The organism is Streptomyces sp. NPDC029152, assembly GCF_055564355.1.
Map to the genome: position 1 here is coordinate 47386 of NZ_JBVHWR010000021.1, position 24112 is coordinate 71497.

General features: G+C 72.8%; 25 protein-coding genes and 1 pseudogene. 20 read left to right on the top strand and 6 right to left on the bottom strand.

The genetic code is table 11. The features are described from left to right. The 3 genes and pseudogenes from ACZ4V6_RS31180 to ACZ4V6_RS31190 all read left to right on the top strand — a co-directional run. A pseudogene (locus ACZ4V6_RS31180) lies at positions 1–440 on the top strand (hypothetical protein); the annotation flags it as partial. Positions 441–510: 70 nt separating this feature from the next. After that, the gene (locus ACZ4V6_RS31185) at positions 511–1170 is read left to right on the top strand and encodes a trimeric intracellular cation channel family protein (protein ID WP_467833894.1); all 660 of its coding nucleotides are present in this window, start codon (positions 511–513) and stop codon (positions 1168–1170) included. Between the two features lie 63 nt (positions 1171–1233). After that, positions 1234–2094 (top strand): thioesterase family protein, encoded by an 861-nt coding sequence (locus tag ACZ4V6_RS31190; RefSeq protein WP_467833895.1) that lies wholly within the window; start codon positions 1234–1236, stop codon positions 2092–2094. 55 nt (positions 2095–2149) lie between these two features. Here ACZ4V6_RS31190 and ACZ4V6_RS31195 read toward each other — a convergent pair whose 3' ends face one another. Continuing rightward, positions 2150–2824: a TetR family transcriptional regulator gene (locus ACZ4V6_RS31195; RefSeq protein WP_467833897.1), complete on the bottom strand. Its 675-nt coding sequence runs from the start codon at positions 2822–2824 to the stop codon at positions 2150–2152. A gap of 115 nt (positions 2825–2939) precedes the next feature. On the opposite strand from ACZ4V6_RS31195, the gene ACZ4V6_RS31200 reads away from it, so the two are divergent. From ACZ4V6_RS31200 to ACZ4V6_RS31210, 3 genes are all read left to right on the top strand, one after another. Beyond that, the gene (locus ACZ4V6_RS31200) at positions 2940–3107 is read left to right on the top strand and encodes a hypothetical protein (RefSeq protein ID WP_467833899.1); all 168 of its coding nucleotides are present in this window, start codon (positions 2940–2942) and stop codon (positions 3105–3107) included. Positions 3108–3165: 58 nt separating this feature from the next. Continuing rightward, a complete protein-coding gene (locus ACZ4V6_RS31205; protein ID WP_467833901.1) occupies positions 3166–3432 on the top strand; it encodes a DUF4190 domain-containing protein in 267 nt (88 codons plus the stop codon). Between the two features lie 95 nt (positions 3433–3527). Next, on the top strand, positions 3528–4691 hold the full coding sequence (locus ACZ4V6_RS31210) for a cysteine desulfurase family protein (RefSeq protein ID WP_467833903.1): 1164 nt from the start codon (positions 3528–3530) through the stop codon (positions 4689–4691). Positions 4692–4719: 28 nt separating this feature from the next. On the opposite strand, the gene ACZ4V6_RS31215 is transcribed toward ACZ4V6_RS31210, so the two are convergent. After that, the gene (locus ACZ4V6_RS31215; RefSeq protein WP_467833905.1) at positions 4720–5421 is read right to left on the bottom strand and encodes an N-acetylmuramoyl-L-alanine amidase; all 702 of its coding nucleotides are present in this window, start codon (positions 5419–5421) and stop codon (positions 4720–4722) included. A gap of 60 nt (positions 5422–5481) precedes the next feature. On the opposite strand from ACZ4V6_RS31215, the gene mnmA reads away from it, so the two are divergent. After that, positions 5482–6612, top strand: a complete 1131-nt coding sequence (gene mnmA / locus ACZ4V6_RS31220; protein WP_467833907.1) for a tRNA 2-thiouridine(34) synthase MnmA — start codon at positions 5482–5484, stop codon at positions 6610–6612. A 7-nt stretch (positions 6613–6619) separates the two neighbouring features. On the opposite strand, the gene ACZ4V6_RS31225 is transcribed toward mnmA, so the two are convergent. Next, positions 6620–7399 carry an alpha/beta fold hydrolase gene (locus ACZ4V6_RS31225; RefSeq protein WP_467833909.1) on the bottom strand — a complete coding sequence of 260 codons (780 nt, stop codon included), beginning with the start codon at positions 7397–7399 and terminating at the stop codon, positions 6620–6622. Positions 7400–7436: 37 nt separating this feature from the next. Then, entirely contained in the window at positions 7437–7760 is a 324-nt protein-coding gene (locus tag ACZ4V6_RS31230) for a DUF427 domain-containing protein (RefSeq protein ID WP_467833910.1), read from the bottom strand. Between the two features lie 89 nt (positions 7761–7849). Here ACZ4V6_RS31230 and ACZ4V6_RS31235 point away from each other — a divergent pair, with 89 nt between their 5' ends. The 5 genes from ACZ4V6_RS31235 (at position 7850) to ACZ4V6_RS31255 (ending at position 14841) form a co-directional block, all read left to right on the top strand. Continuing rightward, positions 7850–8389 (top strand): LOG family protein, encoded by a 540-nt coding sequence (locus tag ACZ4V6_RS31235; protein ID WP_467833912.1) that lies wholly within the window; start codon positions 7850–7852, stop codon positions 8387–8389. A 27-nt stretch (positions 8390–8416) separates the two neighbouring features. Continuing rightward, positions 8417–9106, top strand: a complete 690-nt coding sequence (locus ACZ4V6_RS31240; protein WP_467833913.1) for an SDR family oxidoreductase — start codon at positions 8417–8419, stop codon at positions 9104–9106. A 20-nt stretch (positions 9107–9126) separates the two neighbouring features. Further along, the gene (locus tag ACZ4V6_RS31245) at positions 9127–10140 is read left to right on the top strand and encodes a methionine synthase (RefSeq protein WP_467833914.1); all 1014 of its coding nucleotides are present in this window, start codon (positions 9127–9129) and stop codon (positions 10138–10140) included. A 15-nt stretch (positions 10141–10155) separates the two neighbouring features. Further along, entirely contained in the window at positions 10156–12351 is a 2196-nt protein-coding gene (gene ligA / locus ACZ4V6_RS31250; RefSeq protein ID WP_467833916.1) for an NAD-dependent DNA ligase LigA, read from the top strand. Between the two features lie 270 nt (positions 12352–12621). Continuing rightward, on the top strand, positions 12622–14841 hold the full coding sequence (locus tag ACZ4V6_RS31255; RefSeq protein WP_467833918.1) for a putative bifunctional diguanylate cyclase/phosphodiesterase: 2220 nt from the start codon (positions 12622–12624) through the stop codon (positions 14839–14841). 94 nt (positions 14842–14935) lie between these two features. Here the strand turns inward: ACZ4V6_RS31255 and ACZ4V6_RS31260 are convergent, their stop codons facing one another. Continuing rightward, positions 14936–15526, bottom strand: a complete 591-nt coding sequence (locus ACZ4V6_RS31260; protein ID WP_467833920.1) for a TetR/AcrR family transcriptional regulator — start codon at positions 15524–15526, stop codon at positions 14936–14938. An 85-nt stretch (positions 15527–15611) separates the two neighbouring features. Between ACZ4V6_RS31260 and ACZ4V6_RS31265 the strand changes: the two genes are divergently transcribed. The 6 genes from ACZ4V6_RS31265 to gatB all read left to right on the top strand — a co-directional run bounded on the left by ACZ4V6_RS31265 (position 15612) and on the right by gatB (position 20173). After that, positions 15612–15983 carry a DUF4267 domain-containing protein gene (locus ACZ4V6_RS31265; protein WP_467833922.1) on the top strand — a complete coding sequence of 124 codons (372 nt, stop codon included), beginning with the start codon at positions 15612–15614 and terminating at the stop codon, positions 15981–15983. A 31-nt stretch (positions 15984–16014) separates the two neighbouring features. After that, positions 16015–16533 carry a cupin domain-containing protein gene (locus tag ACZ4V6_RS31270; RefSeq protein ID WP_467833924.1) on the top strand — a complete coding sequence of 173 codons (519 nt, stop codon included), beginning with the start codon at positions 16015–16017 and terminating at the stop codon, positions 16531–16533. Positions 16534–16614: 81 nt separating this feature from the next. Continuing rightward, positions 16615–16911: an Asp-tRNA(Asn)/Glu-tRNA(Gln) amidotransferase subunit GatC gene (gatC, locus tag ACZ4V6_RS31275; RefSeq protein ID WP_003973500.1), complete on the top strand. Its 297-nt coding sequence runs from the start codon at positions 16615–16617 to the stop codon at positions 16909–16911. Positions 16912–16916: 5 nt separating this feature from the next. Then, positions 16917–18410 carry an Asp-tRNA(Asn)/Glu-tRNA(Gln) amidotransferase subunit GatA gene (gene gatA / locus ACZ4V6_RS31280; protein ID WP_467833925.1) on the top strand — a complete coding sequence of 498 codons (1494 nt, stop codon included), beginning with the start codon at positions 16917–16919 and terminating at the stop codon, positions 18408–18410. Beyond that, positions 18407–18646, top strand: a complete 240-nt coding sequence (locus ACZ4V6_RS31285; protein ID WP_043504295.1) for a hypothetical protein — start codon at positions 18407–18409, stop codon at positions 18644–18646. The genes gatA and ACZ4V6_RS31285 overlap by 4 nt, the downstream gene beginning before the upstream one ends. 15 nt (positions 18647–18661) lie before the next feature. Then, entirely contained in the window at positions 18662–20173 is a 1512-nt protein-coding gene (gatB, locus tag ACZ4V6_RS31290; RefSeq protein WP_467833927.1) for an Asp-tRNA(Asn)/Glu-tRNA(Gln) amidotransferase subunit GatB, read from the top strand. A gap of 93 nt (positions 20174–20266) precedes the next feature. Here gatB and ACZ4V6_RS31295 read toward each other — a convergent pair whose 3' ends face one another. After that, on the bottom strand, positions 20267–21034 hold the full coding sequence (locus ACZ4V6_RS31295; protein ID WP_467833929.1) for an SAM-dependent methyltransferase: 768 nt from the start codon (positions 21032–21034) through the stop codon (positions 20267–20269). Positions 21035–21284: 250 nt separating this feature from the next. On the opposite strand from ACZ4V6_RS31295, the gene ACZ4V6_RS31300 reads away from it, so the two are divergent. Continuing rightward, a complete protein-coding gene (locus ACZ4V6_RS31300) occupies positions 21285–23531 on the top strand; it encodes an MMPL family transporter (protein ID WP_467833930.1) in 2247 nt (748 codons plus the stop codon). Continuing rightward, entirely contained in the window at positions 23509–24084 is a 576-nt protein-coding gene (locus ACZ4V6_RS31305; RefSeq protein WP_467833932.1) for a GNAT family N-acetyltransferase, read from the top strand. Before ACZ4V6_RS31300 ends, ACZ4V6_RS31305 begins: the two co-directional genes overlap by 23 nt. Positions 24085–24112 lie beyond the last annotated feature (28 nt).

Here is a 24112-nt window from a genome sequence, read left to right on the forward strand (position 1 = left end):
AGACCTCGGCGGCGGTGGCCGCGGAGACGGAGAGCGCGGAGAGCGCGGGGACCGAGAGCGCGGAGGCGGAGGCCGGCGCGGGTCCGGCCAAGGCCGACTCCGGCACGGCCAAGGCCGAGTCCGCCGAGCCGGGACCGTCCGGGGACGAGGCGGAGACGGTCTCGGAGGATGCCCTGGCGAAGTCCGCGCAGACCTCGGCGGCGGTGGCCGCGGAGACGGAGAGCGCGGAGAGCGCGGGGACCGAGAGCGCGGAGGCGGAGGCCGGCGCGGGTCCGGCCAAGGCCGAGTCCGGCACGGTCGAGGCCGAGTCCGGCCCGGTCGAGGCTGACTCCGCCGAGCCGGGACCGTCCGGGGACGAGGCGGAGACGGAGGCCGGCGCGAAGACCGGGTCTCCGGCCGAGAAGGGCGCGAAGGCCGGGTCTCCGGTCAAGAAGAAGTAACCCCGCCCACCCGTCGAGCCCCCGCCTTCGTTTGTAAGGCGGGGGCTCGACGGCAGGTGAGAATGGCAGGGTGTACGAGCAACTCTTCAGCCCGACCGTGCAGCACACGCTCGACCTGATCGGCATCTTCGTCTTCGCCATCTCGGGCGCTCTGCTGGCCGTCCGCAAGAACTTCGACGTGTTCGGCATAGCCGTTCTCGCCGAGGTCACCGCGCTGGGCGGCGGGCTGTTCCGGGACCTGGTCATCGGGGCGGTGCCGCCCGCGGCGTTCACGGACCTCGGGTACTTCCTGACCCCGCTGCTCGCCACCGTGCTGGTCTTCTTCCTCCACCCGCACGTCGAACGCCTCCAGACCGGCGTCAACGTCTTCGACGCGGCCGGCCTCGGCCTGTTCTGTGTCGCCGGCACGACCAAGGCGTACGACTACGGGCTCGGCCTGACGGCCTCCGCCTGTCTGGGCCTGGCCACCGCCGTGGGCGGCGGTGTGCTGCGCGACGTGCTGGCCAACGAGGTGCCCTCGCTGCTGCGCTGGGACCGCGACCTGTACGCCGTCCCGGCCATCGTCGGCGCCGCCATGGTCGCCGTGTGCATCCGCTTCGAGGCGCTGGGCCCGTTCACCAGCGGCCTCGCGGTGGTCACCGCCTTCGTGCTGCGCCTGCTGGCGATGCGCTTCCACTGGCGGGCGCCGCGCGCCTGGAACCGGCGGTCGACGGTCGTCGAGGGGGAGTGAGGCCCCTGTCCCGGCGAAAGTGGAAAGCTACCGCTTAGTAGTTTCCTGTTGTACTGTGCGGCCATGTCAGAAGCAGCCTCCGCACCGGCCCTGCGGGCCACCATCGGCGACAGCGAGTTCGACCGGGACACCGGCGTCACCCGGCGCGCACCCGGCGTCTACGACATCGACCTCTCCGCCGGCTGGACGATCATCAGTGCCGTCAACGGCGGCTACCTGCTGGCCGTCCTGGGCCGCGCCCTCGGGGACGCCCTGCCGCACCCGGACCCCTTCACGATCTCGGCGCACTACCTCACCGCGTCCCGGCCGGGTCCGGCGGTCGTCCGCACGGAGACGGTCCGCGCCGGCCGTACGCTCTCCACCGGCCAGGCGTCCCTGTTCCAGTACGACGACGAGGGCAACGAGGTCGAGCGCATCCGTGTCCTCGCCTCCTACGGCGACCTCGGAGCGCTGCCCGACGACGTCCGCACGTCGGCGAAGCCGCCCGCGATCCCGCCCATGGACCAGTGCTTCGGCCCGGAGGACGGCCCCGCCCCCGTGGAGGGCAGCTCCGCCATCGCCGACCGGCTGATGCTCAAGCTGGACCCCGCCACCCTGGGCTGGGCCCTCGGCCGGCCCTCGGGCAAGGGGGAGATGCGGGCCTGGTTCGGGCTCGCCGACGGCCGCGACGCCGATCCCCTCTCGCTGCTCCTCGCGGTGGACGCGCTGCCCCCGACCGCCTTCGAGCTCGGGCTGAAGGGCTGGGTGCCGACGGTCGAGCTGACCGTGCACGTGCGCTGCCGCCCGGCCCCGGGCCCGCTGCGCGTCTCCATCACCACCCGCAACCTCGCCGGCGGCTTCCTGGAGGAGGACGCCGAGGTCTGGGACAGCGCCGACCGCCTGGTGGCCCAGTCCCGTCAGCTGGCCCGGGTCCGGCTCGGCTGACGCGCCCCGCCGGGGTGTCCGCCCCTCCTGCCGCCGCGCACCGGGACGCCGGGACTCACGGGTCCCGGCGTCCCGGTGCGCGGTGCCGCGTCTCCCCGCCCGGTCGGTCCAGCCAGTGCTCGCGGCCGATGCTGATCAGCCGCATGCGGCGGGTCGCGACGGCGGCGACGCGCCGGCGCTCCTCCTCCGGGGCCTGCAGCGTCTCCAGGAACAGCGAGGCCGTGTTCAGCATCTGGTCGACGTAGAGGCCCGCGAGCATCAGCAGGTCGTCCTCGTGCCAGCCCGCCGACTGCGGGTCCTCGGCCAGCTCGGCCTGCACCTCCTCGGCGAACCGGGCCAGCTGGTCGCGTATGGCCTCCCGCACCGGCTGCACCCCGCCGTGCCGCTCCCGGGCGATGAACCGGACGTGGGCGGGGTGCGCGGCCACATGGCCCGCGATCAGCTCGACGGCGCGGTCGATCCGTTCGCCGCTGTCCTCCGCGGGCGACACCGTCCTTCGGATCATCGGGTGCAGACTGCCCAGCGCCTCCTCCACCAGTGCCACGCCGAGGTCGGCGGTGGAGCGGAAGTGCCGGTAGAAGGCGGTCGGGGCGACGCCGACGGCACGGGTGACCTCGCGCAGGCCCAGGCTGCTCAGGCTCTGCTCCTCCAGCAGCGCGAGCGCCGCGTCCAGGAGCGCCTGACGGGTCTTCTGCTTCTGGGCCTGCCGGACGCCGAGGGTGTGACTCATACCATGTAGTTAACAACTGTTCTCCGGAATTGGAAAGCCATGGGGCGCGCTAGACTGGGAAGTCAGTGAACAACTGTAACTACAACCGTTCACCGAAGGTTGGGGGATCCGCTCCATGCTGTTTCTCGTCGTCGCGCTCCTGCTCCTCGGCGCCGTCCTGGGCACCGTCGCCCACGCGCCGCTCACCTTCTCCGTCGCCGTCGGCCTGGTCATCGCCGTCTGGCTCGGCGTCTTCGCGATCCGCGAGCGGCACGGCCGCCGCCGGAGCACCTCCGCCCACTGACCGCCGTCGGCGCACCGACGCGCCGTCCGGTCCACCGACGCACCGTAAGGAGAACACCGTGCAGCTCACCGCACCGGCCACCCGCCGGACCGGTATCCGGGACACCGACGGCATGGCCGTCGCGTCCTTCGTCCTCGGCCTCCTCGGACTCCTCGTCCTCAACGTCTTCCTGGGCCCCCTCGCCATCGTGCTGGCCGGCGTCGCCCTGTGGCGGGGCACCGCCCGCCGCGGCCGGGCCCTGCTGGGCCTCGGACTGGGCGTCGCCGACCTGCTGGTCCTGGTGGCGTTCATGTCCGCGGACGGCACGATGTCGTGGAGTCTGTGAGCCACCCTCCCCCCGCACGGCCCGGTCCCGGTTCGCCGAAGAGACCGGCCTTGATCCGAGAGCGGGCGGGGCCGCCCCGTAGAATCGGCCCCACCATGGCTTACCTCGACCACGCCGCGACCACCCCGATGCTCCCCGAGGCGGTCGAGGCACTCACCGCGCACGTGGGCGCCACCGGCAACGCCTCCTCCCTCCACGCGTCCGGCCGCCGCGCACGGCGCACCGTCGAGGAGGCCCGCGAGACCCTCGCCGACGCCCTCGGCGCCCGTCCCAGCGAGGTCGTCTACACCTCCGGCGGCACCGAGGCCGACAACCTCGCCGTCAAGGGCCTGTACTGGGCCCGCCGCGACGCCGACCCGGCCCGCACCCGGGTCCTGGCCAGCCCCGTCGAGCACCACGCCGTCCTCGACGCCGTGCACTGGCTCGGCGAGCACGAGGGCGCGACCGTCGAGTACCTGCCGGTCGACGCCTACGGCCGCGTCCATCCCGAGGCGCTGCGCGAGGCCATCGCCCGCGACCCCGGCGACGTCGCCCTCGCCACCGTCATGTGGGCCAACAACGAGATCGGCACGATCATGCCGGTCCGCCAACTCGCCGACGCCGCCGCCGAGTTCGACGTTCCGCTGCACGCCGACGCGGTCCAGGCCGTCGGCCAGCTCCCGGTCGACTTCGCCGCCTCCGGGCTCGCCGCGATGACGGTTTCCGGCCACAAGATCGGCGGCCCCTACGGCATCGGCGCGCTGCTGCTGGGCCGCGAGCACACCCCCGTGCCCGTCCTGCACGGCGGAGGCCAGGAACGCCACGTCCGCTCCGGCACCCTCGACGTGCCCGCCGTCGCCTCCTTCGCGGTCGCCGGGCGCCTGGCCACCGAGCAGCGCGAGTGGTTCGCCCGCGAGATCGGCGCCCTGCGCGACGACCTGATCGACGCGGTCCGCACGGCCGTCCCGGACGCCGTCCTCGGCGGCGACCCGGTGGACCGGCTGCCGGCCAACGCGCACTTCACCTTCCCCGGCTGCGAGGGCGACTCCCTGCTCCTGCTGCTCGACGCCCAGGGCATCGAGTGCTCCACCGGCTCCGCCTGCACCGCCGGCGTCGCCCAGCCCAGCCACGTCCTGCTGGCCACCGGCACCGACCCGGACCTCGCCCGCGGCACCCTGCGCTTCTCCCTCGGCCACACCTCCACGGAGGCCGACGTCGAGGCGCTCGCCAAGGCGATCGGCCCGGCGGTGGAACGCGCGCGGGCGGCCGGGCTGACGTAGGGATCGGGCAAGGGGGCAGGCGTACGGGTCAGGCGCTCCTCGAGGCGCCGGGGGACGGGCCGCCCGTCGCCGCCCGCCGGACCAGCTCCATGTACCGGTCCCAGTCCCAGTGCGGCCCCGGATCGGTGTGGTCGGTGCCCGGCACCTCCACGTGGCCGATGACGTGCTCGCGGTCCACGGGTATCCCGTACCGCGCGCAGATGCCGGCGGTCAGCCGGGCCGAGGCGGCGTACATCGCGTCCGTGAAGTCCCGCGGCCGGTCCACGAAGCCCTCGTGCTCGATGCCGACGCTGCGCTCGTTGTAGTCCCGGTTGCCCGCGTGGTAGGCCACGTCCAGCTCGCGGATCATCTGCGTGACGTGCCCGTCCTGGCCCACGATGTAGTGCGTGGCCGCCTTGTGCCCCGGGTCCTGGAACGCCTTCACCGCGCTCGCGAAGCTGCCCTGCGTCACATGGACGACCACCATGTCGATGCCGAAGTCGTCGGGCCGGTCCGCGCGCCGCCAGTTGGCGTCCGACGCGGCCACCCACCGGGCGCCCGCGTAGTCGACGGCGCCCTCCTCGCGGGGCTTCTCCACACCCGGCGTGCGCCACCACAGCCGCGCCAGCTCCTCGCGGGCCAGCACCGCCGTGCCCAGGGCCGCCGCCGTGCCGCCGACGATCAGCGCCCGGCGCCCGAGGTGCCGGTCCGCGTCCCTGGATCCGCCCACGGACCCGCTCTTCGCCCCCATGCGATCTTCAACGCATACGCGCGCGCTCCGGTTCCCGCGTCCCCGTACCCTGGAGGGGTTATGACTGACACCCCGCAGCGCACCCGTCCCCTCCGCGTCCTCGCCGCCATGTCGGGCGGAGTCGACTCCGCCGTCGCCGCCGCCCGCGCGGCCGAGGCGGGGCACGACGTGACCGGCGTCCACCTGGCCCTCTCCGCCAACCCGCAGTCCTTCCGCACGGGCGCCCGGGGCTGCTGCACCATCGAGGACTCCCGGGACGCCCGCCGCGCCGCGGACGTCATCGGCATCCCCTTCTACGTGTGGGACCTCGCCGACCGCTTCCGCGAGGACGTGGTCGAGGACTTCGTCGCCGAGTACGAGGCCGGCCGCACCCCGAACCCGTGCCTGCGCTGCAACGAGAAGATCAAGTTCGCCGCGCTCCTGGACAAGGCCCTCGCGCTCGGCTTCGACGCGGTCTGCACCGGCCACTACGCCAAGGTGATCACCCGCGAGGACGGCACCCGCGAGCTGCACCGCGCCTCCGACATGGCCAAGGACCAGTCCTACGTCCTCGGCGTGCTGGACGACCGGCAGCTCGCCCACGCCATGTTCCCGCTCGGCGACACGCTCACCACGAAGGACGAGATCCGCGCGGAGGCCGAGCGCAGGGGACTGGCCGTCGCCAAGAAGCCCGACTCGCACGACATCTGCTTCATCGCCGACGGCGACACCCAGGGCTTCCTCGCGAACCGGCTGGGCCGGGCGGAGGGCGACATCGTCGACGAGGCCGGCAACCGGCTCGGCACCCACGAGGGCGCCTACGGCTTCACCATCGGCCAGCGCAAGGGCCTGCGGATCGGCACGCCGGCGCCCGACGGCAAGCCCCGCTACGTCCTCGACATCTCGCCGGTGGACAACACCGTCACGGTGGGTCCGGCCGAGGCGCTGGACGTCACCGCGCTCACCGCGATCAAGCCCCGCTGGTGCGGCGCCGCCCCCACCGGCCCCGGCACCTACACCGCCCAGCTGCGCGCCCACGGCGGCGAGACCGAGGTACAGGCCGAGCTGGCCGACGGCACGCTGGAGGTGTCGTTCACCGAGCCGGTGCGCGGAGTCGCCCCCGGCCAGGCGATCGTGCTGTACGACGGCACGCGCGTGGTGGGCTCGGCGACGATCGCGTCGACGACGCGCGCGACGGCGGGCGTGGCCTGAACCGTCCTCACGACGCGAGGAACTCCGCCAGCACCGGCGCCAGCACGCCCGGCTCCACCATGTGGCTCTGGCCCGCCAGGGCCCGGTAGGTCCCCTCGGGCACGGCGTCGGCGACGGCCCGCGCCGCCTCGCGCATCCACGCGGCGCCCGCGTCGCCCGCCAGGGCCAGCACGGGAACGGTGATCTCCGCCAGCAGCTCCCGCGGCACCCGGGCGTCGCCCATCACGGCGTCGTCGTGGGCGAGGCTCGGCGCGATCGTCTCCATGCCGGCCCACATCGGCGACTGGCGGGCGCCCCGGATCACCTCCTCGCCCAGGCCGGTGAGGCGCAGGAACAGCTCCACCGCGTCCCCGCGCCGCCCCTGCCCGAGCGCCGCGGCCAGTCGCCCGGTGTACTCCGCGCGGGCCCGCGCGGCCTCGTCGTCCATGGCGTAGGGCACCTCGTACACGGCGATCCGGCGCAGCGGCAGTCCGCTCGCCGCCGCCCGCAGCACCAGCGCGCCGCCCGACGAGACCCCGTACAGCGACGCCTCGCCGCCGACCGCCTCGATCAGCGCCGCCAGGTCCTCGACCTCGCGCTCCACCGCGTAGGGCTCCGTGTCACCGCTCTCGCCGCGGCCCCGGCGGTCGTACACGGTGACGTCGAAACGGTCCGACAGCTCCGCGGCCAGGGGCGCCATCGTGGCACCCGTGGACATCGCACCGCTGACCAGGACGACGGCCGGTCCCTGCCCGGTGCGTCCGTAGGCGATGCGCGTGCCGTCGCGCGAAAGGGTCTTCTTGTCCATGTTTGTGCAGACTGCCCCACGGCGCGCGATTAAACGTTCAGGACACCTCGACGTCGTAGAAACACAGGTGGTCCTTGATCTGCGCCACCTCCGGCTTCGGGTCCGGGTAGGCCCAGACGAGGTCCGGCGCGTCCGGCAGGGACCAGTAGGACGCGTCGCCCTTGAAGGGGCAGTGCGTGTGGGTGCCGGACGGGGTCAGCAGGTCGAGGCGCACGTCCCGGGGCGGGATGTAGTACCGCTCCGGGAGGCCCGTCTCCCGCAGCACCAGTGCCTCGTCGCTCTCCGCCAGCACCTGCCCGTCCCGCACGACGCGCACGTGCCGGTCGCTCGGCTCGACGGTGATGCGGTGTCCCTTGGTCACGATCGTCCTCCTCGATGGCCGGCTCTCCTGATGACAGCACGACCGGAGGCCGAGTTCTTCCCGGCGGGGCGGGAACGTACCGTGGCCCCATGAACATCTGCGTCTTCCTCTCCGCCGCCGACCTCGACGAGCGCTACACGCGCCCCGCGAAGGAGTTCGGCACCCTGCTCGGCAAGGGCGGCCACACGCTCGTGTGGGGCGGGTCGGACACCGGGCTGATGAAGGTGGTCGCCGACGGTGTGCACGAGGCCGGAGGCAGGCTCCTCGGCGTCTCCGTGGACTTCCTGGCGGCCAAGGCGCGCGAGGGCGCCGACGAGATGGTGATCGCCAAGGACCTCGCCGAGCGCAAGCGGCTGCTGCTGGAGAAGGCCGACGCCGTGGTCATCATGGTGGGCGGTACCGGCACCCTGGACGAGGCGACGGAGATCCTGGAGCTGAAGAAGCACGGGCACACCGACAAGCCGGTCGTCCTGCTCAACACGGCGGGCTTCTACGACGGCCTCAGGGAGCAGTTCCGCCGCATGGAGGACGAGGGCTTCCTGCCGCGCCCCCTGGCCGAGCTGGTGTTCTTCGCCGAGGAGCCGGTCGGCGCGCTCGCCTACCTGGAGGAGGGCCAGGGCATCGGGTGAGGCGCCGGTGATGCGAGCATGGCGGGCATGGCTACACATGTGATCACCGGAGCGGGCTCCGGCATCGGCGCGGCCGTGACCCGCCGCCTGCACGAGCGCGGCGACGAGGTCGTGCTGCACGCGCGCGACGCGGGCCGCGCCAAGGAACTGGCGGCCGCCTTCCCCGGAGCGAAGACGCTGGTCGGCGACCTGACGGACCCGGACAAGCTCTCCTGGGCCTTCTCGCACCAGACGCTGCCCGACCGCGTGGACTCCCTGCTGCACATCGCGGGCGTGGTCGACCTCGGTCCCGTCGGCGACCTCACCCCGAAGACCTGGCGCCACCAGCTCAACGTCAACCTCGTCGCCCCCGCGGAGCTGACCCGCCTCTTCCTGCCCCAGCTCCGCGTCGCCCAGGGCCACGTCCTCTTCGTCAACTCCGGCTCCGGACTCAACGCCCACGCCGGCTGGTCCGCGTACGCCGCCTCCAAGCACGGCCTGAAGGCCCTGGCCGACTCCCTGCGCCAGGAGGAGCACGCGAACGGCGTCCGCGTCACCTCCGTCTACCCCGGCCGCACCGCCAGCCCCATGCAGGCCAAGGTCCACCGGCAGGAGGGCAAGGAGTACGACCCCTCGCGGTGGATCGACCCCGAGTCGGTCGCCACGACGATCGTCATGGCCCTGGACCTGCCCAGGGACGCGGAGGTCAACGACCTGACGGTGCGCCCGGGACGGTGACGGCGGCTTAGGCTGGCCGGGTGAGCGACAACAGCCAGACCAGCCCGCGTTTCGGCCCCGCCACCGGCGTCGGCTCCCTCCCGGGGGACGACGCGCGCGAGGCCGTCAAGACCGCCACCGGCTCCTTCGAGGACTTCCCCTTCCTGCCCGAGCTGCCCGCCCGCGGCCCCGGCGCCGACATGATCGGCCGCAGTGCCGGAATGCTCGTCGAGCTGTACGCGCGCGTGGAGCCCAGCGGCTGGCGGCTCGGCGACCGCCCGGGTCGCGACACCAGGCGGGCCCGGGCCTGGCTGGGGGAGGACCTCGACGCGCTGGAGGAGTTCACCCAGGGTTACGAGGGGCCGCTGAAGGTCCAGGCCGTCGGCCCCTGGACGCTGGCCGCCGCCCTGGAACTGCGCAACGGCGAGGCCGTCCTGTCCGACGCCGGCGCCACCCGCGACCTCGCCGCCTCCCTCGCCGAGGGACTGCGCCTGCACCTCGCCGAGGTCCGGCGCCGCGTGCCCGGCGCGACGCTCGTGCTCCAGCTCGACGAACCCTCCCTCACCGCCGTGCTGCGCGGCCGGGTGCGCACCGCCAGCGGCTACCGCACGCACCGGGCCGTGGACCGGCAGGTCGTGGAGGCGACCCTGAGGAACACCGTCGGGGTGCACGGCGACGGTCCCGTCGTGGTCCACTCCTGCGCGCCCGACGTCCCGTTCGCCCTGCTGCGCCGGGCCGGCGTCGCGGGGATCTCCTTCGACTTCTCCCTCCTCACCGAACGTGACGACGACGCGATCGGCGAGGCGGTGGAGGGCGGTACCCGGCTGCTGGCCGGTGTCGTACCGGGGACGGACGGCCCGTTGTCGGACCCTGCCGGTAGCGTCATGGGTGTCAGGACGCTGTGGCGCAGGCTGGGGCTGCATCCGGGACTTCTCGCGGAGGCGGTCACGGTGACACCGTCGTGCGGACTCGCGGGCGCGTCCCCCGAGTACGCCCGCCGCGCGCTCGCCCACTGCGTCCGGGCGGCGAGATCCCTCGCGGACAACCCAGAGTAACGGGAGGACGACACGGTGGCCGGCGACAAGCAGGCGGAGACGACGAACGTGCCCGCGGAGGCGCGCGAGAAGCACGTGCGGCTCGCTGAGCAGATCGAGGAACACCGCTTCCGGTACTACGTGAAGGACGCCCCCGTCATCAGCGACGCGGACTTCGACCGGCTGCTGCGTTCCCTGGAGGCGCTGGAGGAGGAGCACCCGGAGCTGCGCACCCCGGACTCGCCGACCCAGAAGGTCGCCGGTTCCTACGAGACGGAGTTCACGGCCGTCGAGCACCGCTCGCGCATGCTCTCGCTGGACAACACCTTCAACGACGACGAACTCGCCGCCTGGACCGAGCGCATCGCCAAGGAGCTGGGCGAGCAGGAGTACCACTTCCTGTGCGAGCTGAAGGTCGACGGACTGGCCGTCAACCTCACCTACGAGCGCGGCCGGCTGGTCCGCGCGGCCACCCGCGGCGACGGCCGCACCGGCGAGGACATCACGCCCAACGTCCGCACCATCGCCGAGATCCCCGAGCGCCTCACGGGCGACGAGGTACCCGACCTCGTGGAGATCCGCGGCGAGGTCTACTTCCCGATGGAGAAGTTCCAGGGGCTCAACGCCCGGCTGGTCGAGGCCGGCGACAAGCCCTTCGCCAACCCGCGCAACGCGGCGGCCGGTTCACTGCGCCAGAAGGACCCGCGCGTCACCGCCTCCCGCCCGCTGCACATGGTCGTCCACGGCATCGGCGCCCTGGAGGGCTACACGGGCATGACCCGCCTCTCCCAGGCGTACGACCTCCTGGCGTCCTGGGGCCTGCCCACCTCCCCGCACAACAGGGTGGTCGACGACCTGGGCGGCGTGCGGGAGTTCATCGCGTACTACGGCGAGAACCGGCACTCCGTGGCGCACGAGATCGACGGCGTCGTCGTCAAGCTCGACGAGATCCGCCTCCAGGGACGCCTCGGTTCGACCGCGCGCGCCCCGCGCTGGGCCATCGCCTACAAGTACGCGCCCGAGGAGGTCAACACCAGGCTCGTCGACATCAAGGTGGGCGTCGGACGCACCGGCCGCGTCACGCCGTACGCGCAGGTCGAGCCGGTCACCGTGGCAGGCAGCGAGGTGGAGTTCGCCACCCTGCACAACCAGGAGGTCGTCAAGGCCAAGGGCGTCCTCATCGGCGACACGGTGGTGCTGCGCAAGGCGGGTGACGTGATCCCCGAGATCCTCGGGCCGGTCGCCGACCTCAGGGACGGCAGCGAGCGGGAGTTCGTCATGCCGGCCGCGTGCCCCGAGTGCGGGACGCCGCTGAAGGCCATGAAGGAGGGCGACATCGACCTCCGGTGCCCCAACGCCCGGACCTGCCCGGCCCAGTTGAGGGAACGCGTCGCCTACCTCGCCGGCCGGGAGTGCCTGGACATCGAGCACTTCGGCGGCGTCGTCGCGGCCGCGCTCACCCGGCCGCTGGAGCCGGCCGACCCGCCGCTGGTCGACGAGGGCGACCTCTTCGACCTCACCGTCGAGAAGCTGCTGCCCATCAAGGCGTACGTCCTCGACCCGGACAGCGGGCTGCCCAAGCGCGACCCCAAGACCGGCGAGGAGAAGGTCGTCACGGTCTTCGCCAACCAGAAGGGCGAGCCGAAGAAGAACACCCTCGCGCTGCTGCGGAACATCGAGGAGGCCAAGAGCCGCCCGCTCGCCCGCTTCCTCAACGGGCTCTCCATCCGGCACGTCGGCCCCGTCGCCGCCCAGGAGCTGGCCCGCCAGTTCCGTTCCGTCGACCGCATCGAGCAGGCCACCGAGGAGGAGCTGGCGAACACCGACGGTGTCGGCCCCGTCATCGCCGCCTCCCTCAAGGAGTGGTTCGCCGAGGACTGGCACCGCGAGATCGTCCGCAAGTGGAAGGCGGCCGGGGTTCCGCTGGAGGAGCGGTCGACCGGCGAGGACGAGGGGCCGCGCCCGCTCGAAGGACTCACCGTCGTCGTCACCGGCACCCTGGAGAACTTCACGCGCGACGGGGCCAAGGACGCCCTGCAGAGCCGGGGCGCCAAGGTGACCGGATCGGTGTCCAAGAAGACGTCGTTCGTGGTGGTGGGCGACAACCCCGGGTCCAAGTACGACAAGGCGATGCAACTCAAGGTGCCGGTCCTGGACGAGGGCGGGTTCACCGTCCTGCTCGAGGAAGGACCCGAGGCGGCGGCCGACGCCGCGCTTTCGGCCGAGGAATAGCCGAGGAATAGCGGTTGAAGGCCACCCGATCGGCGCATACCAGATGCATACGGGTGGCCGGGTCGCATTCGGGCAACCGTCGACGACCGGTGCCCCTGGAAGCCTTCCGCGGCCTACTGTTGAGGGGTGCACCTGCCGTGCCCAGCCGCGGTCGGGGGCATCCCCCTGCCCCAAGGAACAGGGGGAAGGGTTCTCCGACGCGGAGCCGTCGAGGGTTGTCGGGCGCAGGGCTGCGTGGCGTGGGCACCGCCGGCTGTGAGAGGGACGGGAATGGAACCGACCGAGAGCGCCGCCGCGGGCTCACGGCTGCGCCCGCGTCGCCTGGTGGGGACGTGGCACGCGGGCCGGTGGCCCGGGCAGCGCGGTGGTGGCGCACGGCACCCCGCGGCGGACGCCCCGGGCGCCGCGCGGCCGGCCGCCGGCGCGCCCGGGCTGTCCGGCGCCGGCACCGAACGGCACGGGCCGCGGGCCGTGTTGCCCGCGGCGGTCGTGACCGTGGCCGGGCTGGTCCTGGGCGCCGGCTTCCACGGGGCGTTCGCCGAGGGCCGCGCCCTCTTCCCGTCCGGCACCGCCGGCTGGTCCCTCGCCGTGCTGACCGGCATCGTCGTCGGGCATCTGGTCATGCTCGGCCGCTCCCGCTGGGGGGGCGGCACCGGTTCGGGCGCCGCCCTCACCCTCGCCGTCCTGCTGCTCTACGGCTGGGTCCCGGCCGGCCTGGTCAGCCTCACCGTCGTCGTCCTGGTCGGCATAGCCCGCCGGGGCCGCTGGCGGCAGGGCGTCCTGCACGGCGCGGTGGACATCCTCGGCATCGCCGCGGGCGCCCTGCTGCTGGGCGTCTGCGGCTCCGTACCGTCCGTCGAACAGCCCTGGGACCCGAACACGTGGGGGGTGTACGCGGTTCCCAAGGTGGTGCTCGTCGCCGTCGCCCACCTCGCCGTCACCCGCGTCCTGCTGTGGTACCTGCACACCCCGCGCGCGGGACTGGCCACCGTCGCCCGCACCACCCTGGTCAGACACGGTCTGGTGGCCGTGGCGCTGCTCGGCATCGCGCCGCTGGTCTGCGTGGTCGCCGTCGCCAAGCCGCTGCTGCTGCCGCTGTTCTCCATCCCGCTGATCGCCCTCGACTCCACGCTGTGGATCGCCCGGGCCCGGGCGGAGGAGCAGTTGCGCGACCCGCTGACCGGACTGCCCAACCGACAGTGGCTGCTGGAGCGGACCTGGACCGCGCTGGACGACGCCGAACGGGTCGGCGCCCGCGCCGCCCTGATGCTGATCGACCTCGACCGTTTCCGGTCGGTCAACGACACCCTCGGACATCTCGCCGGTGACCGGCTGCTGTTGCAGACCGCCGACCGGCTGCGGCTGGCACTGCCGCGCGGGGCGGAGGCCGCGCGGCTGGGCGGTGACGAGTTCGTCGTCCTGCTGCCGGTCGCCGACTCCACCACCTCGGCGACCCGCCTCGCCCGGGGGCTCGTCGCAGCGCTCAGCTCCCCCCTCGACCTGGACGGGCTCACCCTGGTCCTGGAGGCCAGCGCCGGGGTCGCCGTCTTCCCCGACCACGCCCTGGACGCCGAAGGGCTGCTGCGCCGGGCGGACGTGGCGATGTACCAGGCGAAGCGGGACCGCACCGGCGTGGAGGTCTACGAGTCCAAGCGCGACTCCAACACCCCGGACCGGCTGGGGCTGCTGGGCGACCTGCGCCGGGCCCTGGACGCCCACGAGGTCCGGCTGCACTACCAGCCCAAGGTCCGCTTCGACGGGCAGGTGGCCGGCCTGGAGGCACTGGTCCGCTGGGTGCACCCCGAGCGCGGCAGCGTGCCGCCCGACGAGTTCATCGCCATCGCGGAGTCCTCCGGCCTGATGCCCCACCTGACGGAGTACGTGCTGGAGACGGCGCTCGGACAGGTCGCCCGGTGGCGGGCCCAGGGCCTGTTCGTGCCGGTCGCGGTCAACGTCTCCCCGCGCGACGTGCACACCCCCGGCTTCGCCGGCTCGGTCGCCGCGCGGCTGGCCCGGCACGGCGTCCCGGCGGGGGCGCTCCAGCTGGAGATCACGGAACACGTCCTGCTGGAGGACCCGCAGCGCGCCGCCGACACCCTCGCCGGACTGACCGCGCACGGCGTGAAGATGTCCCTGGACGACTTCGGCACCGGTTACTCCTCCCTGGTGCACCTGCGCCGGCTCCCGGTCAGCGAGCTCAAGATCGACCGCTCGTTCGTGGCCCGGCTGGCCGTCGACACCGAGGACGCCGAGATCGTGCGCTGCACCGTCGACCTCGCCCACTCCCTGGGCCTGCTGGTCGTCGCCGAGGGCGTCGAGGACGACGAGACCTGGGAGCGGCTGCGCGACCTGGGGTGCGACGCCGTACAGGGCTGGCTGGTGGCGGCGGCGATGCCGCCCGAGGAGATGACCGCGTGGCTGCGCGCCCGGGGTTCACGCGGCTGGGTCCGCCCCGCCGCGGCGCTGCCCGCGGCGGCGGCCGACGAGTGACCCGGCCCGTCCTCGAGGCACCCCGCCGGGGGGCGCCCCCTCCCCGCCCCCGGCGTCCACCGGCGGTCCTCCACCGGCCGCGGCACCTTCCGGTTCAGCCCGCGGTGCCCCGGGCCGCGAAGTGCCCGACCAGCAGGGCCAGCCGGCGTTCGTGGGCCTCCTCCGGCAGCCGGCCGCCGCGCGTCAGGGTCACCAGCCCGTGCAGGCAGGCCCAGTACGTCTCGGTGAGCAGCGCCGGCTCGTCGCCCTTCGCCGCGAACGGCTCCACGGCCCTCAGCAGCTCGCCGAACGCCTCCCGGAGGGCCGCCGGGGCCGCGGGCGTGGCGAACGGCAGGTCCACCGGGAGAGTGAACATCGCGTCGTAGAGCGCGGGCCGCCGCCGCCCGAACGCCGTGTACGCCTCCCCGACCGCCGCCAGCGTCTCGCGCGCGCCGCCGGCCGCCGCGGCCGACGTCCGCAGGGCGACGGTGAACTCCTCGCAGCCCCGCACCGCGACCGCCGCCCTGATCGCGTCCTTGCCCTTGAAGTGGCTGTACAGGACCGGCTGGCTGTACTCGATCTCGGCGGCCAGCCGACGGGTGGTGACCGCGTCCCAGCCCTCCGCCTCGGCCAGTTCCTGCGCGGCCGTCACGATCAGCCGCTCGCGTTCCGCTCGTTCGCGCTCCCGGCGCGTCCGGATCGTCATGGTCAGGATTCTAGCAACGCTAGTCATTCTGTCGCTGCTCTGCTAGCTTCACTCTTGTCCCTAGCATTGCTAGCAAGGAGAAGCCGTGACCGTCACCGCGTACATCCTGGCCGTCGTGCTCGACCTGTTCTGCGTGTTCCTCGGCTACCGCTTCCTGTTCCGGCCCGCCTCCGCCGCCACCGGCTACGGCGCCCCGGCCGATCCGGGCGGTGACGCCGGTGCGTACCTGACGGTCAAGGGCCTGCGGGACGGCACCCTCGGTCTGGTGGGTCTGGCGCTGCTGGCCTTCGCGGGCGCCGGTGCCGAGGCGTGGTTCATGCTGTGCGTGGCCCTCGTGCCGCTCGGCGACACGCTCATAGTGCTGCGTCACGGGGGTACGAAGGCCGTGGCCTTCGGGATCCACTTCGCCACCGCCGTCGTCGTCCTGATCAGCGCCGCCCTGCTCTTCGCGGTCTGAGCGCGTCCCACCGTCACGAGGGAGTCCGAAGATGTCGCTGTTCGTTCCGGAGTTCGACGAGACCGTGATCGTCCGCGAGGCCGGGGCCGAGGTCGTCGGCCGCGCCCCCACCACCGTGCGCCTGCTGGCCGACAGCAGCGCGACCGGCGGCGCCCTGTCCACCCAGCGCGTCACCCTCACGGCGGGCGCCGACGGCGCCGAGCCGCACTGGCACGACAACTCCGCCGAGATGTTCTTCCTGCTCGACGGCGCCGCCGACATCCTCTCGGGCGACGAGGTCGTCACCGCGGGCCCCGGCGACCTCGTCGTCGTCCCGCCCGGCAGGCCGCACGCGTTCGCCGCCGTGCCCGGGGCCGACGCCGACCTGCTCATCGTCCTCACGCCGGGCGTCGAGCGCTTCGAGTACTTCCGCCACCTGCAGCGCGTCCGCCTCGGCGAGGTCCCGCCGGAGAGCCTCCTCGACGTCCAGGACCTCTACGACAACCACTTCCTGAGCAGCCGGGCCTGGGACGCGCGCCGCCGGCCGGCGGCGCCGGGGGAAACCGTTTAACGGCCACGCGGCCCGGCCCCATAGGATTGGGCCCGAACCGATCGGCCCGAAACACACGCACTCACCCCAGAGGAACGCTGCATGCCTGGCATCACGCGCGAGGAGGTCGCCCACCTCGCCCGGCTGGCGCGTCTGGAGCTGAAGCCCGAAGAGCTCGAGCACTTCGCGGGACAGCTGGACGACATCATCGGCGCGGTCGCCCGCGTCAGCGAGGTCGCCGACCAAGACGTACCGCCGACCTCTCACCCGCTCCCGCTGACGAACGTCATGCGGCCGGACGAGGTCCGTCCGTCGCTCACGCCCGAGCAGGCGCTCTCCGGCGCCCCGGCCCAGGAGCAGCAGCGTTTCAAGGTGCCGCAGATCCTGGGGGAGGAGTAACCGCCATGAGCGACATCATCAAGCTCACCGCGGCCGAGATCGCCGCGAAGATCGCCTCCGGCGAGCTGACCGCGGTCGAGGTCACCGAGGCGCACCTGGCCCGCATCGAGGCCGTCGACGAGAAGGTGCACGCCTTCCTGCACGTCGACCGCGAGGGCGCCCTCGCCCAGGCCCGTGCCGTGGACGCCAAGCGCGAGCGCGGCGAGAAGCTCGGCCCGCTGGCCGGCGTCCCGCTCGCGCTCAAGGACATCTTCACCACCGAGGGCGTGCCCACGACGGTCGGTTCGAAGATCCTCGAGGGCTGGATCCCGCCGTACGACGCGACCGTCACCAAGCGCCTGAAGGCCGCCGACGTCGTCATCCTCGGCAAGACCAACATGGACGAGTTCGCCATGGGGTCCAGCACCGAGAACAGCGCCTACGGTCCCACCGGCAACCCCTGGGACCTCACCAGGATCCCCGGCGGCTCCGGCGGCGGCTCCTCCGCGGCCCTGGCCGCCTTCCAGGCCCCGCTCGCCATCGGCACCGACACCGGCGGCTCCATCCGCCAGCCCGCGGCCGTCACCGGCACGGTCGGCGTCAAGCCGACGTACGGCGGCGTCTCCCGCTACGGCATGGTGGCCTTCTCCTCCTCCCTCGACCAGGGCGGCCCCTGTGCCCGCACGGTCCTGGACGCGGCCCTGCTGCACGAGGTGATCGCCGGGCACGACCCGATGGACTCCACCTCCATCGACGCCCCGGTCCCGCCGGTCGTCGAGGCCGCCCGCAACGGCAGCGTCGAGGGCATGCGCGTCGGCGTCGTCAAGCAGTTCCGCGGCGAGGGCTACCAGGCCGGCGTCATCCAGCGCTTCGACGAGTCCGTCGAGCTGCTGAGGGAACTGGGCGCCGAGATCGTCGAGCTGGACTGCCCGTCCTTCGACCTCGCCCTGTCGGCGTACTACCTGATCGCCCCCTCGGAGTGCTCCTCCAACCTCGCCCGCTTCGACGGCCTGCGCTACGGCCTGCGGACCGGCGACGACGGCACGCACTCCGCGGAGGAGGTCACCTCCCTGACCCGCGAGGCCGGCTTCGGCCCCGAGGTCAAGCGCCGCATCATGCTCGGCACGTACGCCCTGAGCTCCGGCTACTACGACGCGTACTACGGCAGCGCCCAGAAGGTCCGCACCCTCATCACGCGGGACTTCGAGAAGGCCTTCGAACAGGTCGACGTGATCGTCTCCCCGACGACCCCGACCACCGCCTTCGCGATCGGCGAGCGCGCCGACGACCCGATGGCGATGTACCTGGCCGACCTGTGCACCATCCCCACCAACCTGGCGGGCAACGCGGCCATGTCGCTGCCCTGCGGCCTCGCCCCCGAGGACAACCTGCCGGTGGGCCTGCAGATCATCGCCCCCGCCATGAAGGACGACCGGCTCTACAAGGTCGGAGCGACCGTCGAGGCCGCCTTCGTGGAAAAGTGGGGACACCCGCTGCTGGAGGAGGCTCCGTCGCTGTGAGCAAGCTGTCGAAGGCCAAGGGCTTCAAGAAGTCCAAGAACGGCCTGTACCTGTCCATGGCCACCACCGCGTTCGGCGCGTTCAGCGTCGCCAAGCAGGCGAAGCTCGCCCGCGCCGAGAGCGACACGCTCCGTCTGGTCGACGCCGCCGTGTCCGCCGCCGCCATCGTCACCGGCCTCGCCATCCTCTACCGCGAGCTGAAGCGGCTGGGCGACGACGACGTCCTGCTGGGCTGAGAGGGAAGTTTCACCGTGACCACCACGACCGACCTGGTGTCGTACGAGGACGCGCTGGCGTCGTACGACCCCGTCATGGGCCTCGAGGTCCATGTCGAACTCGGCACCAAGACCAAGATGTTCTGCGGCTGTTCGACCGCGCTCGGCGCCGACCCGAACACCCAGACCTGCCCGGTCTGCCTCGGCATGCCCGGCGCGCTCCCGGTCGTCAACGCGACCGGAGTCGAGTCCGCGATCAAGATCGGCCTCGCGCTGAACTGCGAGATCGCCGAGTGGTGCCGCTTCGCCCGGAAGAACTACTTCTATCCGGACATGCCGAAGAACTTCCAGACCTCCCAGTACGACGAGCCGATCGCCTTCGACGGCTACCTCGACGTGCAGCTGGAGGACGGCGAGACCTTCCGCGTCCAGATCGAGCGCGCCCACATGGAGGAGGACACCGGCAAGTCGACGCACGTCGGCGGTGCCACCGGCCGCATCCACGGCGCGTCCCACTCCCTGCTGGACTACAACCGCGCCGGCATCCCGCTCATCGAGATCGTCACCAAGCCGATCGAGGGCGCGGGGGAGCGTGCGCCGGAGGTCGCGCGGGCGTACGTCCGCGAGCTGCGCGAGGTCATCCGCGCGCTCGGCGTGTCCGAGGCCCGGATGGAGATGGGCCAGATGCGCTGCGACGTGAACCTGTCGCTGCGTCCGCACGGCACCGAGAAGTTCGGCACCCGCTCCGAGACCAAGAACGTGAACTCGCTGCGGTCCGTGGAGCGCGCGGCCCGCTTCGAGATCCAGCGGCACGCCGCGGTCCTGAGCGGCGGCGGCACGATCATCCAGGAGACCCGCCACTTCCACGAGGACACCGGGTCCACGACCTCGGGCCGCGTGAAGGAGGAGGCCGAGGACTACCGGTACTTCCCGGAGCCCGACCTGGTGCCGGTCGCCCCGTCCCGCGAGTGGGTCGAGGAGATCCGGTCCGCCCTGCCCGAACTGCCGCTGGTGCGCCGCAACCGGCTCCGCGAGGAGTGGGGCGTCTCCGGCACCGACATGCAGGCCATCCTCAACGCCGGCGCGCTGGACCTGATCGTCGCCACGATCGACGCCGGCGCCGACGCGGCCTCCGCCCGCAAGTGGTGGATGGGCGAGCTGGCCCGCAGCGCCAACGAGTCCCAGAAGCCGCTGGACGAGCTGGCGATCACGCCGCAGCAGGTGGCCCGGGTCGCCGAGCTGGTCACGAAGGGCGACCTGAACGACAAGCTGGCCCGCCAGGTCATCGAGGGCGTTCTCGCCGGTGAGGGCACGCCGGACGAGGTCGTCGACAAGCGCGGCCTGAAGGTCGTCTCCGACGAGGGCGCGCTGACCGCCGCCGTCGACGAGGCCATCGCCGGCAACCCGGGCGTGGCCGACAAGATCCGCGGCGGCAAGGTGGCCGCGGCCGGCGCCCTGGTCGGCGCGGTCATGAAGGCGACCCGGGGTCAGGCGGACGCGGCCCGCGTCAAGGAGCTGATCCTCCAGAAGCTGGGCGTCGAGGGCTGACGCCGGCTCTCACCGCTCCGGGGGATGCATCGGTCACGATGCATCCCCCTCGGTGTGCCGTGCCGGGTGTGCCACGCCGAGGGGCGCGGCGCGTCACGCCGTGCGGCGCCCCACCACCCGGGCGAAGCCGAGCACGCGCCCCTGGTCGGCGCGCAGCAGCTCCACCGAGTCGCGCGCCATCCCCGCCATGAACTCGCTCGGGCTCTCCTCGGCGCACACCTCGCTCCACCGCAGCCAGTCCCGCCAGCCGTCCGGCTGCCAGTCGGCGGCCTCGACCTCCACGGCGCCGCTGCGCGTCCAGTGCCGTCGCCACCATGCGGGGGAGTGGAACGACCAGAAGCCCGGGTCCCAGTGCGGCTTCAGGTGCTCCGGAGGCTCCACGCCCTCCAGCTCCTCCCGCAGCGCCGGTACGACGACGCCGATCCGTCCCCCGGGCTTCAGCAGCCGGGTGAGCGTGGGCAGGTAGAGGTCGGCGGTGCCGAAGTACTGGTAGGCGTCGATGCTGACGACCGCGTCGAACGTGCCCTCGCCGAAGGGCAGGTCGTGCGCCTCGGCGTGCACCGCCAGCACCCGGTCCGCGACGCCCGCCCCGGCGATGCGCCGCGCGTTCTCGTCGGGCCGGATCCACAGGTCGGCGGCGGTGACCTGGAGGTCGTACTCCCGGGCCAGGAAGACCGAGGTGAGCGCCCGCCCGCAGCCCAGGTCCAGGACCCGGGCGCCGGGCGGCAGGCCGTCGAGGCCGAGGGCCGGGGCCAGCCATTCCAGCAGCCACAGCGGATGCGGGCCCATCTGGTGCTCGATGATCCAGCGCGGGTCGTAGCGGTTGCTGCGCGGACAGGCGGGATGCGTGAGGTCGGTCATGGACAGCCATGCATACCGGTGAACGGTGCGGCGCGCACCCGCATTTCCGGCCGCGTGGCTCCGCGGAGGTCACCTGACCGCCCGGCGGGGCGTCTCCCGGTCTTGTGAATAAGGCCACTAAGTCCGCAAATGATCACGTATGGCTGCAAGAGTGTTCTCACCTTGCTCATGTGTTCTTTGCGGGCTGTTCACACCATGAACGACTGTTCCCGGACAAAGATCAACAATCAGACACCCTGGGAGCACGTTCGTGGCAGCCCTCGCACGCTGGTGTGTTCGACGTCGCCTCACCGCCGTCCTGCTCTGGCTGCTCGTCCTCGGCGGCGTGGCCACGGCCGCTACGGTCGTCGGCTCCGCGTACTCCAACGACTACGGGATCCCCGGCACCGGCTCCGACCGCGCCTACCGGCTGCTCGAATCCGGCTTCCCCGGCCTCGGCGGCGACAGCGACACGATCGTCTGGCACACCACGACCGGCACCGTCCGCGCCGCCGACGTCGAGCAGACCATGACCCGCACCCTGGACCGCGTCGCCGAGCTGCCCGGGGTGGCCGAGGTCACCAATCCGTACGACGACCCCGACTCGCACCGGATCAGCGAGAACGCCGACACCGCCTACGCGACCGTCACCTTCGCAGCCGCCTCCCAGGACATCGACGTGGCCCAGGCGCGGGCCGTGGTCGACACGGCCGAGGCGGCCGAGACCGACGGGCTCCGGGTCGAACTGGGCGGCAGCGCCATAGCGCTCACCGAGACCGGCGACGGGCACCTCGCCGAGGCCGTCGGCGTGGCCGTGGCCGCGGTCGTCCTCTTCCTCGCCTTCGGCTCCGTCGCCGCGGCCCTGCTGCCCATCGCCACCGCGCTGGTCTCCGTCGGCACCGCCTACGCCGGCATCACCCTCCTCGGCCACGCCATGACCGTCGCCGACTTCGCGCCCATGCTGGGCACCCTCATCGGCCTCGGCGTGGGCATCGACTACGCGCTGTTCATCGTCACCCGGCACCGGCGCGGACTGAAGCGGGGCCTGTCCGTCACCGAGGCCGCCGCCGACGCCGTCGCAACCACCGGACGAGCTGTCGTCTTCGCGGGTGCCACCGTCTGCATCGCCCTCCTGGGCATGCTGATCCTCCGGCTCAGCTTCCTCAACGGGGTCGCCCTCGCCGCCTCGCTGACCGTGATCCTCACCGTCGCGGCCTCCGTCACCCTGCTGCCTGCCCTGCTGTCGTACATCGGCCCGCGCGCCCTGAGCCGGCGCGAGCGGCGCCGGCTCGCCGAGCACGGACCCGAGCCGGAGATGCCCACCGGGTTCGCCGCCCGCTGGTCGGCCTTCGTCGAGCGCCGGCCCAAGCTGCTCGGCGCCCTCGCCCTCGTCGTCGTCACCGTCCTCGCCCTGCCCACTCTCGGCCTGCGCCTGGGCACCTCCGACCAGGGCAACGACCCCCGGGGCACGACCACCCGCCAGGCCTACGACCTGCTCGCCGACGGCTTCGGCCCCGGCGTCAACGGCCCGCTCACCCTGGTCACCGAGGTCCGCGGCGCCGAGGACCGCCTCGCACTGGACAACCTCGACGCCACCCTGCGCACCACCGAGGGCGTCTCCTCGGTCACACCGGTGACGTACAACTCCGGCGGCGACGCCGCGTACCTCACCGTCATACCCGAGTCCGCGCCGCAGTCCCGGCAGACCAGCGACCTGGTCGAGCGGCTGCGCTCCGAGGTGCTGCCGCGCACCGAGTCCGGCACCGCGCTCGACGTCCACGTGGGCGGCGTGACGGCCGGCTACGACGACTTCGCCGACGTCATCGTCGGCAAGCTGCCCCTCTTCGTCGGCGTCGTCGTCGGTCTCGGCTGCCTGCTGCTCCTGCTGGCCTTCCGCTCCGTCGCCATCCCCCTCAAGGCCGCGGCCATGAACGTCGCCGCCGTGGCCGCCGCCTTCGGCGTCGTCGTGGCGATCTTCCAGTGGGGCTGGGGGAGCGAGCTGCTCCGCCTCGGCAGTGCCGGCCCGATCGAGCCCTTCCTGCCCGTGATCATGGTCTCGGTGCTGTTCGGGCTCTCCATGGACTACCAGGTCTTCCTGGTCAGCCGCATGTACGAGGAGTGGCTGGAGACCGGCGACAACCGCCGTGCCGTCCGCGTCGGCCTCGCCGAGACCAGCCGGGTGATCAACTCCGCCGCGGTCATCATGATCTCGGTGTTCCTCGCCTTCGTGCTCAGCGGCGACCGGGTGATCGCCATGTTCGGCATCGCCCTCGCCGCCGCCGTCGCCCTGGACGCCTTCGTGCTCCGCACGCTCCTGGTGCCCGCGCTGATGCACCTGCTCGGCCGGGCCAACTGGTGGCTGCCGCGCCGGCTGGAAGCCTGGCTGCCCCGCCTCAGCATCGAGCCGCCCGAGTGCCGTGCCGCCCATGAGAGGCTGGCCGCGGCGGCGGACGCCGAGGTGGCGGACGTCCTGGCGAAGGAGGAACGGCAGCGCGATGTACGCGATATCACTGGGTGACGACGGAGCCGAACTGCGCCCCCTGGAGACGTGGCACGCCGAGGAGTTCCTGGCCCACCTGGACCGGGGCAGGGACTTCATCACCCGGCACATCCCCTTCGGCGCGAAGGCCACCGACGTCGACTCCGCCCGGGAGCTGCTCCAGTCCTACGCCGACCGGCACGCCGCCGACAGCGGCTTCCTGCACGGGCTGTGGCTGGACGGCACGCTCGTCGGCGGGCTGCTCTTCCGCGTCTTCGACGCGGCCACCGGCGTCTGCGAGATCGGCTGCTGGCTGGAGCCCGCCGGAACGGGCCGGGGCCTGGTCACCCGCGGCGCCCGCGTCCTGATCGACTGGGCCTTCGAGGAACGCGGCATGCACCGCGTGGAGTGGCACGCGTCGTCCGCGAACACCCCCAGTGTCGACGTCGCCCGGCGACTCGGCATGATGCGGGAGGGCGTGCTGCGCGAGACCTTCCCCTACCGGGGCGTCCGCCAGGACACGGAGGTGTGGGCGGTACTGGCGCCCGAGTGGCGTGCGGCACGCGCGCGCGGCGCTCACGACGATCATTAAGGGACCTCTCAGAGAGCGTCCGTACGGT